9 protein-coding genes are annotated in these 15,386 nt (G+C 47.0%); 1 reads left to right on the plus strand and 8 read right to left on the minus strand.

All coding sequences use genetic code 11. The features are described 5' to 3' along the window. Nucleotides 1–103 precede the first annotated feature (103 nt). The 5 genes from astE to B3850_RS04325 form a co-directional block, all read right to left on the minus strand. On the minus strand, nt 104–1,135 hold the full coding sequence (gene astE, locus B3850_RS04305) for a succinylglutamate desuccinylase (protein ID WP_286872422.1): 1,032 nt from the start codon (nt 1,133–1,135) through the stop codon (nt 104–106). A 9-nt stretch (nt 1,136–1,144) separates the two neighbouring features. After that, entirely contained in the window at nt 1,145–1,858 is a 714-nt protein-coding gene (locus B3850_RS04310) for a DUF599 domain-containing protein (RefSeq protein WP_053952459.1), read from the minus strand. A gap of 123 nt (nt 1,859–1,981) precedes the next feature. Further along, nucleotides 1,982–5,158 carry an efflux RND transporter permease subunit gene (locus tag B3850_RS04315; protein WP_058578845.1) on the minus strand — a complete coding sequence of 1,059 codons (3,177 nt, stop codon included), beginning with the start codon at nt 5,156–5,158 and terminating at the stop codon, nt 1,982–1,984. Nucleotides 5,159–5,163: 5 nt separating this feature from the next. Continuing rightward, the gene (locus tag B3850_RS04320) at nt 5,164–6,384 is read right to left on the minus strand and encodes an efflux RND transporter periplasmic adaptor subunit (RefSeq protein ID WP_286911430.1); all 1,221 of its coding nucleotides are present in this window, start codon (nt 6,382–6,384) and stop codon (nt 5,164–5,166) included. 140 nt (nt 6,385–6,524) lie between these two features. After that, the gene (locus tag B3850_RS04325) at nt 6,525–8,492 is read right to left on the minus strand and encodes a monovalent cation:proton antiporter family protein (protein WP_273267636.1); all 1,968 of its coding nucleotides are present in this window, start codon (nt 8,490–8,492) and stop codon (nt 6,525–6,527) included. Between the two features lie 158 nt (nt 8,493–8,650). Between B3850_RS04325 and B3850_RS04330 the strand changes: the two genes are divergently transcribed. After that, nucleotides 8,651–9,550, plus strand: a complete 900-nt coding sequence (locus B3850_RS04330; RefSeq protein ID WP_273267634.1) for a GGDEF domain-containing protein — start codon at nt 8,651–8,653, stop codon at nt 9,548–9,550. Here the strand turns inward: B3850_RS04330 and tilS are convergent. The 3 genes from tilS to dnaE are packed head-to-tail and all read right to left on the minus strand — an operon-like array spanning nt 9,547 to nt 15,338. Beyond that, nucleotides 9,547–10,884 (minus strand): tRNA lysidine(34) synthetase TilS, encoded by a 1,338-nt coding sequence (gene tilS, locus B3850_RS04335; RefSeq protein WP_339612197.1) that lies wholly within the window; start codon nt 10,882–10,884, stop codon nt 9,547–9,549. The genes B3850_RS04330 and tilS overlap by 4 nt on opposite strands. Nucleotides 10,885–10,889: 5 nt before the next feature. Beyond that, nucleotides 10,890–11,846, minus strand: coding sequence for an acetyl-CoA carboxylase carboxyl transferase subunit alpha (gene accA / locus B3850_RS04340; RefSeq protein ID WP_286911431.1), 957 nt, complete (start codon nt 11,844–11,846; stop codon nt 10,890–10,892). A gap of 15 nt (nt 11,847–11,861) precedes the next feature. After that, nucleotides 11,862–15,338, minus strand: coding sequence for a DNA polymerase III subunit alpha (gene dnaE, locus B3850_RS04345; RefSeq protein ID WP_286911433.1), 3,477 nt, complete (start codon nt 15,336–15,338; stop codon nt 11,862–11,864). Nucleotides 15,339–15,386 lie beyond the last annotated feature (48 nt).

The following is a 15,386-nucleotide window of genomic DNA, read 5'->3' on the forward strand; positions in this document are numbered from 1 at the left end:
AAAGTGACATGCAAACCACAAACTAACGAAAAGTTAACGCAGTAAGTGTAAATAGAAACGAACAGGATTAACAATAAAGCCTGACTACTTAGACCAGTTTAGTCTACTCCAATTCGAGTGATTCTGTCGGTACTCTCACGACAGTCAGTAAGGCTCTTTGTCCCAAAGCAACCTTGGCGTTCGGGAAAATAATATGCTCGCCGTCATGCTGTGCGTAAAGGTTGTCATCACCGTCTCGCGCCAGTAAATCGCCCTTGTCAAAAGACGTAAAGTTAGCCACATCGTCTGCAAAGTTAAGCTCAAAATCTTCGTTCATGCGATTAATTGTCTGAGCTTCTTTAAAGATAAAGTGTTTATTAGGCTCGAACGAGCCAAAGTCGAGCGAGTCTTCGCTAATTAACCGGCGTAGCGTTTGCTCTGCAGCAGCGAACTTCGAACGGTCATTCTCGCCAAACGGGCGTACTTTTCCCAACTCAACAGTAAACGCGTGCGCGTTAAATTCATTCACGCTGAAGTATGAGAACGTGGTTGTCGGTGCTTGATTCAGCAACACCGTGTCCACGCCGCAGGCTAGTAAAAACTGAAGCTGGTGTTTGTTATAAGGCTTGCCATGAGTAAATGGGTAGACAGCGAACTTCTCGCGCTTTGAGTCACGTATAGCCGTGTGCAAATCATAGTGCAGTCGCTCTCGCTCGCCTTCTGGCGACGTTTCATAAAAGCGTTTCACATACTGTTCTATTTTCGCCGCACGCTCACGCTCTTTGTTGTGCGCTTTACCATTACTGTGCGCACCGCTGAACAACCGGTTCATGTTTTCTTCAACGAAGCGTTCGCCTTTATTGATAGACGCCGGGTTCGCTATCAAAAATAAGGTTCTATGAATGACTGTCTGCTTTTCAGTGATAATGTCATTAATAATATCGCGGCATATTTCAATAGGAGCAGTTTCATTACCGTGCACAGCACAAGACAAGACGATATCTTTTTTACCAGGTTTTGGCGGCGAGACTTCCAATACACCGCTGTCCCATATTGACAGGGTTACACCGTTATTCAGTGTCTTTTTCTGAGTCTCTTCACTGCCCCACTCATTGGCGCATGTCCAAGCTAAAAAGTCCTCAAATGCCTTATTCAAACCAAACTCCTATGATTTTTTACCAGGTACGAAACCTTTTGTTGCCAGCAACTCACGCAATACTCGAGAGCGATACTCACGACGATAGAGAACAGCAACAACAATGAGACTTGAAACGACTAACATTGCCGGATGCAAGAACCACGATAAGTACGCTAATGCAAAATAGTAAGTCCGCAGCCCTTTGTTGTATTCATGTCCAGACTGATCCAACACTTTTGCAGCGTGGCGGGCAAAGCGGTCGCGCTCTTCTTCTGTCTTGTTTTCCTGATGAAACTCAACCGATGCGCCGAGTAACACAGAAACAAAGCCAAATTGGCGTATCGACCAGGTGAATTTGAAAAACGCATACACAAATATGAGCGCCAGCACTGCCAGTTTAAACTGTACCAGCAACGCATTCGTGTCCGGGCTTAACGGAATCTCATTTAAAACTGTCACAACTTCTTCGGCATGTGCCAGTACCGTTATAACCCCCGCCAGTACAAGAATGGTAGACGATGCAAAGAAGGTCACCGTGCGCTCAACATTACCGATAAGTGACGCATCAGCAACCTGGTTTTCTTTATGAACCACGGTGTTAAACCAGTCAATTCGCAAAGAACATAAAATACTCGATAGACAGTGGGTGGTCTTAGCGCGCTTTCGGGCAAAAAGAGAGTAGCCTATCCAGCAAAAGAAGAACAAGGCCAACGCAAAAATATCAAGGAATGACAGCAGCATGTAAATGACCCGAAGCCTCAAATAGTGTCTCAAAATTTATAACATCAAGTTTACCAGTTTATGACAGCACATACGACAAAGCCGGCGCATTTTGCCCCGGCTTTGTATTCTTCTGACTTAAAGCTAATAGTCTTTTAATGCTTCTTCTGTCGTCATATCTTTTGGCTCCGGTGGCTTCGCCAATCCATACCAGGATAAAAACGACTGCGTATTGCGTTTTGCGTCCGCTAATATCAAATACAGACATGGTATTAATAACAGCGTAATGATCGTCGCAAAAATAATACCGAACGCTAATGATATTGCCATTGGAATAACCAGCTTCGCCTGCATACTCTTTTCAAGCACAATGGGTAGCAGCCCGAAGAAGGTTGTCAACGAGGTTAAGGTAATGGCTCGGAAGCGACGGCAACCTGCATCTAAGACCGCATGTCGCAAGTCGGTACCCGCTTCTTTCGCCTTATTGACGTAGTCGACCATAACCAGACTGTCGTTAACCACAACACCAGACAGCGCGATAATACCAAACAGACTTAAAATGCTGACCGGCATACCCAATATCCAGTGTCCAATAACCGCACCGATAATACCGAAAGGAATAACGGACATGATAATAAGCGGCTGACTGTATGACTTCAGTGGAATCGCCATTAGTGCATACACTGCCAGCATTGCCAACAAGCCACCTAAAGCTAAAGAGTCTGTCGCTTCCGCTTCGTCCTGTGTAGCGCCTTGCAGTTTAAAGCCCACACTGGAGTACTGGTCAAGAATGTCAGGTAACTTCTGCTCTCGCACTTCATTAACCACACGGAATGGCTCAACCCGGTCTTTGTTAACTCGAGCCCGCACATTCACCGAACGCTCACGGTCAATACGCGTAATGGTTGAATAGCCTTCTGCAAACTCAATATCAGCCAATTCAGTGAACGGAATTTCAGACCCGTCAGCCATGCGTAACTTCATGTCTTGCAGGTTCCCCACAGACTGTCGCTGCTCTTCCGGATAACGAACCATGACTTTCACTTCTTCGTCACCACGTTGTATACGCTGAGCTTCAGCACCGTAAAACGCATAGCGTACCTGAGTCGCCAATTCCGCCAGGTTAATGCCCATTGCTTCAGCTAACGGCTTGGTCGTTAACAGAACTTCGTCTTTACCGTCACCAAAAGTATCTTCAATGTCAAAAACACCGTCGTACTCGCCTAGCACAGCTTTCAGCTCGTCGGCAGCCGCTTTCAGTTCATCAAGGTCATCACCCACTAACTGAAACTCAATGTCGAAGCCGCCACCGCCGCCTATGCCACCCTGAAAGTTAATAGTACGAACACCAGCTAGCTCAGGCACCGACTCTCGCCACTGATTAACAATCTCATAGCCGTCGATATTACGGTCTTCACCTTTCTTAAGCTCTGCGAAAACAGTACCGGCTTCAGTGCCATTCATCCAAATGTTAGTATGACGCACCACACCGTCACCTTCAGCCGCTTCGGTTTTCTCATCAACCTGAGCCAGACCTTTAGATACACTTTCCAGAACTTCAATAGTCCGCTCTTCCGAGGTGCCCGGCTGCATTTCAACATTGGCCTGAATAAAGTCGCTTGGAATATCCGGGAAAAAGACCCAGCGAACAATACCGCCGCTCATAAGGCCTATCATCAGAATCATCATGCCAACGAAGCTTGCCAATGTCGCATAACGATAATGCAGGCACTTTTTCAAAAACGGGCGGTAATACTTATAGACAAAGCGCTGAATTGCCTCGGCAAACTTATTACGAAAACGCTGGAAGCCATTCGGCTTCTCACTGCCGTCTTTTGAATATTTCATTTGCGCAATGTGAGCCGGCAAAATCCACTTTGACTCGATTAAAGAGAAAGCCAGCGCAATAATTACGACGTAGGCTATCGACTCCCAAATAGCCCCCATTCCGCCTTCGACCATCAGCATCGGAATAAAGGCCACCATTGTCGTCAGTACCCCGAAGGTCGCAGGAATCGCGACACGCTTGGCGCCAGCAACAACGTTGTCGACACTCTTTCCCTTCTCTTCTATTTCGGTATAGGCACTTTCTCCTATGACAATAGCGTCATCGACTACTATCCCGAGGACCAATATGAACCCGAATAAGGAAATCATGTTGATAGACACATCAACCATCGGTAGTGGCAGTAACGCGATGGTTCCCAGGAAGCATACCGGAATACCAATCATGACCCAGAATGCCAAGCGCAACTGAAGGAAGAGAGACAACATCAGGAATACCAACAAGCCACCAATCCACATGTTGTTTAACATTAGGTCCAGTCGGCCCTGCAAGTAATAAGAAGAGTCCCCCCAGGCTGCTAACTGAATTTCATCCGGTAGCTCCTGTTGTTTGCGATCGACATAGTTATTCACGTACTCAGCTATTTTCAGGTCGTTTTGGTCACCGACCGAATTGACACGAATAAATGTGGCTGGCTTACCATCAAAGCGCGTGAATGCCTCAGTTTCGACGAAGCCGTCTTCCACCGTTGCAATGTCCCCCAGGGTTAAACGGGTACCGTCGGGGCGACTAATGAGGACAATTTTCTCAAATTCACTGCCATAGTACGCTTGGTTATTGGCACGCAAAAGAATGTCACCGTTGGGGGTTTTTATAGAGCCGCCAGCAACATCTATCGAGGTGCCCCGAACCGCATTCACTATTTGCTGGAAGGTTAAACCGTAACGTTCGAGATCTTCCTGCGAAATTTCAACGGCAATTTCGTAGTCGCGTGCACCAACCACTGACACTTTGGTTATGCCGCCAACGCTTTTGAGCTCATCCCGAATGCTTTTCGCCAGCTCTTTGCGGGTTCGTTCGTTGGCGTCACCAAATACCGTCATCCAAATAACGTCGCGATTCGGTCGTACTCGATAAATATTCGGTTTTTCGATTTGCTGCGGAAAGTTGGGTATGGCATCGACAAGCATTTTAACCTCGTCCATGACCACCTGAACGTCATAGTCAGGCTCAACCTCCAGCGTGACACTACCAATTCCCTCACGAGATTGTGAGGTCATTTCCTCAATACCATCAACATCTTCAATGGCGTCCTCAATAAGCATGATGACACCCTGCTCAACTTCCTGCGGCGCAGCACCAGGGAACGGTACTTGAATACTGATAATATTAAGTTCAATTTCAGGGAACATCTGCTTGCGAACAGTAAAGACCGACAGCGTGCCCGCAACCAAAATGACTATCATTAACAGGTTCGCAGCGACCGGATTATTCGCGAACCAAGCGATAATACCTTTTTGCTTTTCGTTTTCCATGACGCTTACTCACCTTGCTCGTTGTCGTTTGCGGCAACTGTATCTTCATTTTTAGCGGAGGTTTCCATTTGCGCTGGCAACGGGTCGCCTTCCAAACGAACTTTCATGCCATTCAGCGCGTTTTTCAGCTGTGTAAGAACAACTAAGTCGCCCTCTTTAAGGCCTTCACTGACAATGCTGGTGTTGGCTTGCGTTCGAATGACTTCAATTTCTCTCTTCTGAAGTTTGCGCTCATCGGCAACGGTCCAAACCGTTCCATCAGGGTTAATCGCATAGGTCGGAACTTCCATAACCCCGGTCACTTGCTGCCCTTCCACTTGTGCCTGCACAAAGCGACCAAAACGCAAAGGCTCTTCGTGTGTTTGACCATTAAGGTTATAAGGGTCTTCAACCTGGACTACGCCGTAAATAACCCGGCTTGCTTCATCCAGCACACCTTCCGTTCTAACCAGCTTTCCTAGCCACTGAGTATCAACACCAGATACCTGTGACTCTAGTAACACTTTAGGCTCTGTCTGCGACTCTTCCGGAAGGTTAAGGTAAGTAACGTCCAGGTCACTGAGTGGCAAACGAATTTCGGCCACTTCGGTGCCATACAATGTTGCAATTTGAGCACCGGCACCAACAAACTGTCCTAAATCAGCTTGCTTGCTACGCAGAACGCTGTCATAAGGCGCTCTAATTGTAGTACGTTCCAGGTTACGCTCTGCCATGGCTAGGTTTGCTTCAGCAGATTCCAGTGAAGCTAATGCACTGGCTAGCTGAGGTTTACGTAAGCCCAGAGCAGGCGCTTCTCCTTCGGTAAACTGAGACCATTCTTCTTCCGCCACCCGAGCCCGGGCTTTTTCTTCTTCCAACGCAGCTTGTGCTTGCAGCAACTGAGCGCGAGCTTGTTGAACGGCAACCTTGTAATCGGATGGGTCAATTTGCAGTAATGTCTCACCTTTTTTGAAAAAGCCACCGGCATTATATTTATCTGCAACATCAACAATTTGCCCACTGACTTCCGCCAGCAATGTCGTTGAGTATTTAGGGGTGGCGGAGCCTTGCGAGTCGACCAAGAAGGTCATGTCGCGGGCTTTTACTTCTTTAACTTCCACCATTACGGCAGGCTTTTGCTGCTGTTTCTTTTCAGGGGGCTTAGCAGCCATACTCGCTAACACAGCTAGCAGAATAGCCACAAGAATAATGAGAGGTGGTATAAAAGCGCGTTTTTTCAGTTTCATCACAGTTCGCTCAGCTTTAGTTAATTTTAAAATTTCTTATAGCGTTATTATCCGCCTAACAAATGTAAATTGTTAGACCTTAACTGTTGCGAACTGTGATTTTTCCCTAATAAGTTGTAACGGACTATTACAAAACCCGGTTATCCCTCCAATAACCAGCGTTCCGCCGCCTCTACATAGCGCGGCTTACCAACTAACAGGACCACATCTTGCGGTTCAAATTCGGTGGCATCATCAGGATTTGGATATTCTTCGTCTTCTCGGCGTATTGCTTTAAGCTGAACGTTATGTTGCTCCCAATCAAGCGAAGCCACGGTTTTTCCGTTCGCCCATGCGCCTTCCGGTAAAGTCACAGCACGCAAAAATTCCAGTTTATCGACCATTTCTGGGCCCATGTCAGTTTCTGAGCCCTGGAAAAACCCATGCATTTCACCATAGTGGTTACGACGCTCTTTATCCAGACGTGCCAAAATACGGCGAATAGGAATGCCGCTGTGGCTTAATACATGAGATATCAACATCAAACTCGCTTCAAGTGTGTCGGGTACCACCTGAGAAGCGCCGGCGTTTTGCAAAGCATTTAAGTTTTGGTCGTCTCTACTGCGCACAATGACATAGGCATTCGGGTTTAATAGCCGCAGCTCTTTTAAAACTTCCACCGCACGCGCATCGTCCGCAAAGCTGATAATAACCAAATCAACTTTTTCAGCACCAACCGCACGTAATATATCTTTTCGGGCGCTGTCACCAAAATAAACACGCGCACCGCCGGCCACCGCTTCCTGAACACGTAAAGGGTCGTTATCAACCGCAATGTGCGTAATCCCCTCAGCGTCCAGGAAGCGACTAATCGTCTGCCCGGTGCGCCCAAAGCCACAAATTAACACTTGGTTTTCAAGGCCATCGCCTTGCGGGGTGCGCTGGCTTTCAATTTGCTCAATGGGGTCGGGCGTGCGAATAATAGCGTCGACCAAAGGTTTCAATCGGTGAATAATGATAGGTGTTATCGCCATACTGAAAACACCAATACCTATCATGCTGGTGACAATTTCCGGAGACAGCAAATTATGGTTATTTGCCAAAGCTACAATAACAAAGCCGAACTCCCCCATTTGGAAGAGCGATATTGCACTGCCCCAAGCGTCAGTGTCGCGCTCGCCCATAAGCCTTGCGACAGAGCTGATAATGGCTATTTTAACAATCGACATGACCAACACTGCGAGTAAAATCCAGTGCAGATTGTTTACAAACCCCGTTAATTGCAGCTGCATACCTATGGTGGTGAAAAACAGCCCCATTAAAATGTCACGGAACGGACGAATATCAGCTTCCAACTGATGCTTATATTGGCTTTCACCCAGCATCATTCCGGCTAAAAACGCTCCAAGCGCCATAGACAGACCGAATAAATGCGTCATACCACCGGCAACCAGCGCAACCAGCAGCGTTGCCAACACAAAAAGCTCGTCGGTTCTTTGCTTGGCGATTTCTTTAAACAGATAAGGTAATACCCACTTACCAACAGCCATCAGTACAGCAATAACCGCGGTGCCTTTAGCCAACGCAATTAGTAAGGTGTATCCAATACTGCCGGAATCTGAAGCTAACAACGGAATAATAATCAGTAAGGGGACAACAGCAATATCCTGGAATAGTAGAATGGCTACTGTCATTTGGCCTCGACGGGTGGCCGTTTGCGCGCTTTCTTTCAACTGCTTAATAACCACGGCAGTTGACGACAACGCCAAAGCTCCGGCAATAGCCAGCGAAGCCGCCCACTCACCCAGCCACAAAAAACCGATGAGCATGAAGACAAGCAACGAACCAATAACTTGCGCAGCGCCTAGACCAAATACCCAACGCCGCATTGCCATCATTTTAGGTAACGAAAACTCCAGGCCAAGTGAGAACAGCAGGAAAACAATACCCAGCTCAGCAACCAAGTGGTAATCATCAGGATCTTTAATCCACTCCATAACCTCCGGTCCGGCAATAATACCGGCGACAAGGTAAGCCAGTATGGCTGGTAGCTTTATGCGCCGAAATAACCATACAAGCACGACCGCTATAGCAAGCAGCATCAGTAGACTGGAAAATGTTCCGTTCATTCGGTCCCTCGTTTTCTAAATATGGCTGTCAAAATATTAACACTCTTTTGTTTCAGAAAAATTGATTTTATAAATCATTGTTTTAAATAACTTTTAATTTTTTGGCTTGAATTTTGCTTACTTCAAAACAGACAAAATTCATTGGAATCGAAAAGCACATGTTAGGTAAAGCTGTAATTAGAGATCGCTTAAACTCTGCTATCAACAAAACTCAGGCGTTGGTCAGCCAACTCACCTCGAGTGAGGACATCAAAGCGAACTCGTCATCATTGACAGAAAAATTACAAACAACGCTGGATATTACGTCTTTACTGTCAATATACAGTCATGCCGTATTAGAGCGCCTGCCTGTAAAAGCCATGCAGTTTGTCTCCGATGACCAAGTCATTAACCTACACGGCCAATATGACGAAAGCCATTTTGAATATGCTGTCATGCTTTATGCCGATGACCAATACCTGGGTCAAATGCTTTATCAGTTCAAACAACCTGCATCTTACGCGGTTAAGCTTCGCCTGGAACAAATGCATAAGCAGCTAACCTTTCCTCTGCGTAATGCGATGACCTATTCAAAAGTGCGGCAAGCCGCAGTAAAAGATCATCTAACTGGTGTTGGTAACCGTTCTCTGCTCGATGAAACTTTGGCACACATAACCGCCAAGCTTAAGCGTGACCCTCAAAAAGATGTCAGTATCGTACTTATCGATATGGACAACTTTAAGCAGGTTAATGATAACTTCGGTCACCAACTTGGCGACGAAGTCTTACAACAATTTGCGCAGCTCATAAAACATCAGCTTCGAGACACTGACCGTGTGTTCCGTTACGGCGGTGATGAGTTTGTGTTGGTATTGGAAGATACGCCCAAAAGCCAGGTAAATGATATTGTTGAACGTTTGGAAAAAGCGATTAGTCACGACTCAAAGTTAATGTCTTTGAATGTTGCTTTTAGTTCAGGCTCTTTGCAGATGGAAAGCTTTCACACAGCCGATGATGTCCTTGATGAAGTCGATAAACGCTTATACGAGGCTAAATCGCTGCGCTCTATAGCTAACTAAGAGTTGCTAAGCCATTCTAAAGTGGTTTGCCAGCTTGGACTTACTGTGGGTACATTATGACTTTCGGGCGCTGGAGTTAACCAGCCGGTAACAGGGGTCCAAACGTCATGCTCGTTGACCTGCAAAACAGGTACGCGTTGTCTTAACCAAGGCGCTAAGCCGCATTCTTTAAACCAGTCTGTCAGTTTTTTTCGTCCTTCTCTGCCGGGTTGGCCGAATTTACCTTTTGGGTGAGTTAAGCTCACTGTAAGAATCTCTGATTTTGCTAATACACTATCCGGAACGTGCAGGATCCCCCACTGGCCGAAGTGCGTTATTGGCTCCGAGATCGCCACGTCAGAGAACAGCTCAGGAACACCGTCATCAACCCAGAGCGCGCTTTTAAAATAACGAACCGAATAGCCCTGGCAATTAATTGCCAGCTGCGTATCTAACCGAACATTCAAGCTTTGCCGGCGAATTTGTTCAAGCTGCCCGTAACTTGGCAAACTTTTGCCTAATTGCTGAAGCCAGGTACGCAATAGTGCTCGTTGCATTGCCGCCGATGTATTTTTAAGTAACGACAACGGGAAACAATCTGAACTTTGTGTCTGCTGTGCGGCATGCAACTTTTCCAAAAGGAGTTCATCCATGACGTCCTGTTGTTCCGCACAAAGTCTGGCAGAGCGTATAACACTCATACCAAAGTGTGGCCAGCGGCTTTCCAGAGTTGGAATAACCTCGTGTCGTAAGAAATTACGCTCTATTGTCGTATCGTAGTTGGTGTCGTCTTCTATCCAGGTAAGCTGGTGGTGCGCTGCGTACTCTAAAATTTCGTCCTTACTGGTTGTCAGTAACGGTCGACAGAGTGTGCGCTCGCCCTCCCAGGGCTGAATCTCGGCCATAGACGCCAAGCCTTTAGGACCACTGCCTCGCTTTAACTGCAACAAGAATGTTTCTATTTGATCATTCTTATGCTGACCTACCAGCAGCACGGCGTTTGGCTCTGTCAGCTCAGCCAGTCTTTTATAGCGAAGTTCGCGACCAATAGCTTCCTTGCTCACGCGAGTTTTCATCGGCACTTCAAGGGGCTCGAAAATGGTATCAATGCCATAAGCTTTTACCGCTTCATGAATAGTGTCAGACCACTGGCCTGAGTCGGGATGAAAGCTATGGTCCAGATGAATAGCTAAATATCGGTACTGTGGGTTGTCGCGCCGAAAGCGCATCAATAAGTCGAGGATAGTCTGTGAGTCAGCCCCGCCACCTAAAGCAGCAACAAGTTGCTGCCCTGGCTGCAGAGAGAGTTTATTAATAGCTGCTAAGAAACGCTCATAAAGCGCATCAGTCATCATTATACTTAGCAGTACCCAAACGACATCAGCTTTTTGTAACGCTGATCTAAGCGTTCAGACTTACTTAGCCCTTCCAGAGACTTAACGTCTGACAGAAGCTGTTTCTTCAAGCGAACCGCCATTTCTTCAGCATGACGGTGCGCTCCACCTAACGGCTCTGGAACAATAGCATCTATAAGTCCGAGCTCTTTACTGCGCTGCGCCGTAACGCCCATAGCTTCTGCCGCCAAAGGTGCTTTACTGGCACTTTTCCACAAAATGGATGCGCAACCTTCCGGTGAAATAACTGAGTAAGTGCTGTATTGCAACATATTTACTTTGTCGCCAACACCAATAGCTAAAGCGCCACCCGATCCACCTTCACCAATAACAGTGCAAATAATGGGAACATTCAGTCGCGACATAACTTTTAAGTTACGGGCAATAGCCTCGCTCTGGCCACGCTCTTCAGCACCAATACCTGGGTAGGCTCCTGGCGTATCAATAAAGGTAATAATCGGTAAATTGAAACGCTCAGCGGTTTCCATTAAACGCAGCGCTTTACGATAGCCTTCAGGTTTTGGCATACCAAAGTTACGACGGATTTTCTCTTTGGTTTCACGGCCCTTTTGCTGACCAATGACCATAACAGGTATGCCATCAAGACGAGCCATACCACCGACAATAGCTTCGTCATTTGCAAAAGTTCGGTCGCCCGCAAGCTCATCAAACTCGGTAAAAATCATCCGAATGTAGTCCAGTGTGTACGGACGCAGGGGATGGCGAGCAAGTTGCGCAACCTGCCAGGCACCTAAATCAGAAAAGATTTTCTCGGTGAGTTCCTGACTCTTCTTGGTTAAACGCTGAACTTCTTCTTCAATATTAATATCAAGCTCGCCGCGCTTGCCGACTGACTTTAACTCTTCAATCTGCGCTTCGAGCTCTGCTATTGGCTGTTCAAAATCCAGAAAATTAAGGCTCATTCGCTGTCATTTCCTTTAAAATTCGAGTGAAACCTGCTGATTTCCCAGCAAGTTCTGTAATTCGTCTATTAATTCATCCGATGGCGTGACATACCAATTCGCTTCCACTGACAATTCCGCTCTCGCGTAAGACGAGTTATAACGAAGCTTTATTGGACAGGTTCCTTTTGCGTAAGGCTCTAGCACTGTTTCCAGCTTACCTGCCACACCATTTTCAAGTGCATCTTCCGTCAGCGTAATCGACAAACTACGCAAATAACTCTCACGCGCTTGCTCGATAGCCATCACTTCTCTAGCGGTCATTGTATTGCTATTACTAAAGTTATCAAATCTGACCTCACCTTTTACCCACAAAATTCGGTCTTTTTCGAGCAATTCTTGATAACTTTCGTATTCATTGCTGAATAATCGTACATCCATGCGCGCCGTTTTGTCATCTAAGGTCACTATAGCAAAACGCTGACCTCGTTTGTTTGTCAGTACACGAATATCTATAACGAGTCCTGCAATGGCAACGCTTTGATCTTTCGGTGTCGGACCGACATTAGACAGAGTATTTGACACATAGTGTTTCAACTCACTTCTAAAGCGGTTAATTGGATGGCCTGTCAGGTAAAGTCCAAGGGTTTCCCGCTCGCCTTCCAGCCACACTGCTTCTGGCCATTGGCGTACCTGCACAAACTCCTGCTCGACCGCTTCAGGCTCGGTAGTCAGCACACCAAACATATCTGACTGACCAATTTGCTCTGCCTGCAAGTGCTGCTCTGCCTGGCGAATGGCTTTTTCCAGCGTCGCCATAAGCGCCGCTCGGTGAGGACCTAAATTGTCCATAGCGCCCGCCCGAATTAAGCGCTCCAGCACCCGTTTATTCATTTTCTTCAAGTTCACTCGACAACAGAAGTCGAACAAGTCTTTGAACGGACCGCCTTCATTTCTGGCCTGAATGATTGACTCAATGGGAGCTTCCCCAACGCCTTTAATAGCGCCAATGCCGTAAACCACCCGTTGCTGTTCGTCGACCGTGAACTTATATTCGCCCTTGTTGACGTCTGGCGGCAGTAACTCAAGCCCCATTCGCTCACATTCGTCAGCCAGCGTGACAATTTTGTCGGTATTGTCCATATCCGCTGACATAACCGCAGCCATAAACTCAGCCGGATAGTGCGTTTTCATCCACAACGTTTGGTAAGAGACTAACGCATAAGCAGCAGAGTGCGATTTGTTAAACCCGTAGCCTGCGAACTTCTCCACCAAGTCGAAGATTTTCATCGCCAACTCTGGGTCAATATTGTTCTTGGCCGCACCCTCACGGAATATCTCTCGCTGTTTCGCCATTTCCTCGGGCTTTTTCTTACCCATAGCTCGACGTAAAAGGTCAGCGCCGCCGAGTGTATACCCGGCTAAAACCTGAGCAATTTGCATGACCTGCTCTTGGTACAAAATGACACCGTACGTCGGCTCAAGAATAGGCTGAAGGCTGTCATGCTGATACTTAACATCGGGGTAAGAGATTTCTTCACGGCCATGCTTACGGTCAATGAAGTTATCGACCATGCCCGACTGCAAAGGGCCCGGTCGGAACAAAGCAACCAATGCGATAATATCTTCAAAAGAATCCGGCAGCAGCTTCTTAATCAGCTCTTTCATACCGCGAGATTCCAGCTGGAAAACGGCTGTTGTTTCGGCTTTTTTCAGTAGTTTGAAACACGCCGGGTCGGTCAAATCAATGGCCGTTATATCGATAAGCTCTTCACCCGCTTTTTCTTTGCGAACGTTCACCATATCGACAGCCCACTGAATAATGGTCAGTGTTCTTAAGCCTAGGAAGTCAAACTTAACCAAACCAGCCGACTCGACATCGTTTTTATCAAACTGAGTGACCGGGTTTTTGCCTTCATCATCGCAATACAACGGAGAAAAGTCAGTGATAGTCGTTGGCGAAATAACCACACCACCGGCGTGTTTACCGGCATTACGGGTAACACCCTCTAAAATCCGCGCCATATCAATAATGGCTTTAACCTCACCGTCCTGGTCGTACGCTTCACCAAGCTGAGGCTCTATCTCAAACGCTTTTTCCAGTGTCATTCCCGGATCGCCGGGCACTAACTTTGATATGCGATCGACAAAACCGTAAGGATGTCCCAGAACACGCCCTACGTCTCGAATTGCTGCCTTTGCGGCCATAGTACCGAAGGTAATAATTTGCGAAACCGCTTCGCGGCCGTACAAATCGGCAACGTGGTCAATAACCTCATCGCGGCGATCCATACAAAAATCGACGTCAAAGTCAGGCATGGAAACCCGTTCAGGGTTTAGGAATCGTTCGAAAAGCAGGTCAAATTCCAGCGGGTCCAGGTCGGTAATTTTCAATGCATAAGCAACTAATGAGCCAGCACCAGAGCCCCGTCCGGGACCAACGGGTATGCCGTTGTCTTTACTCCACTGAATAAATTCCATGACGATAAGGAAGTAGCCAGGAAAGCCCATACCATTAATGACGTTAAGCTCTTCTTTCAGACGCTCGTCATATTCAGGTCGTTTAGCGGCCCGTTCTTCCGGGTCGGGAAATAAAAACTCAAGTCGGTCTTCAAGCCCTTCTTCAGACACCTTAACCAGATAGTCTTCAGTGGTCATATCGCCTGTCGGGAATTTCGGCAGGAAGTATTCACCCAGGCGAACCGTCACATTACAACGCTTTGCAATTTCAACAGTGTTCTCAAGTGCCTCGGGAATGTCAGAGAATAGCTCTGCCATTTCTTCCGGCGTTCTTAAATATTGTTGCGGCGAATACTTTTTCGGACGACGGCGGTCTTCTAACTGATACCCGTCATGAATAGCGACTCGAATTTCGTGCGCGTCAAAGTTTTCTTCTTTTAAAAAGACCACTTCGTTTGTTGCCACCACCGGCAACTGCGTCTCGCCCGCAAGCTTCACCGCTTTATGGAGGTAGTCTTCCTCTTTTGGTCGGCCTGTTCTAATCAGCTCAAGGTAAAAACGGTCGGGGAAATATTCTTGATAGAAGTCCAGTGCGGCGTCGAGCTCTTTGTCGTTATTCTTAAGTAAAGCATGACCAATGTCGCCTTCCCGAGCGCCCGAGAGCAGAATAACGCCCTGGTTATGCTCTTTTAGCCAGTCTTTATCGATAACCGGTTTGTCTGCAATGTGTCCTCTGAGGTACGCTTTAGACATCAACTGCGTAATTTGTTGATACCCTTCGTTATCCATTGCCAGCGCCGTCAGACGAAAAATTTCACCCTCCGGATAACTGTGTTGCACCCACAGGTCACAACCTATAATAGGTTTTAACCCCAGCTTATGAGCCGTACCGTAGTAGCGAACCAAGCCACAAAAGTTCATTTGATCAGTCATAGCCAGTGCGGGCATTCCGGCGTCAGCTACGGCTTCACAAATAGGGCCGACTTTGGCTAAGCCATCGACCATGGAGAAGTCGCTATGAATGCGTAAATGGATAAAATTTGGTGCTGTCATTTCGCCGTTTCAGTTTACGTTTTTATTCTAATATCAGACGCCATATTG

The sequence above is a fragment of the Idiomarina sp. UBA4520 genome, assembly GCF_002388365.1.
Classification (GTDB): Bacteria; Pseudomonadota; Gammaproteobacteria; order Enterobacterales; family Alteromonadaceae; genus Idiomarina; species Idiomarina zobellii.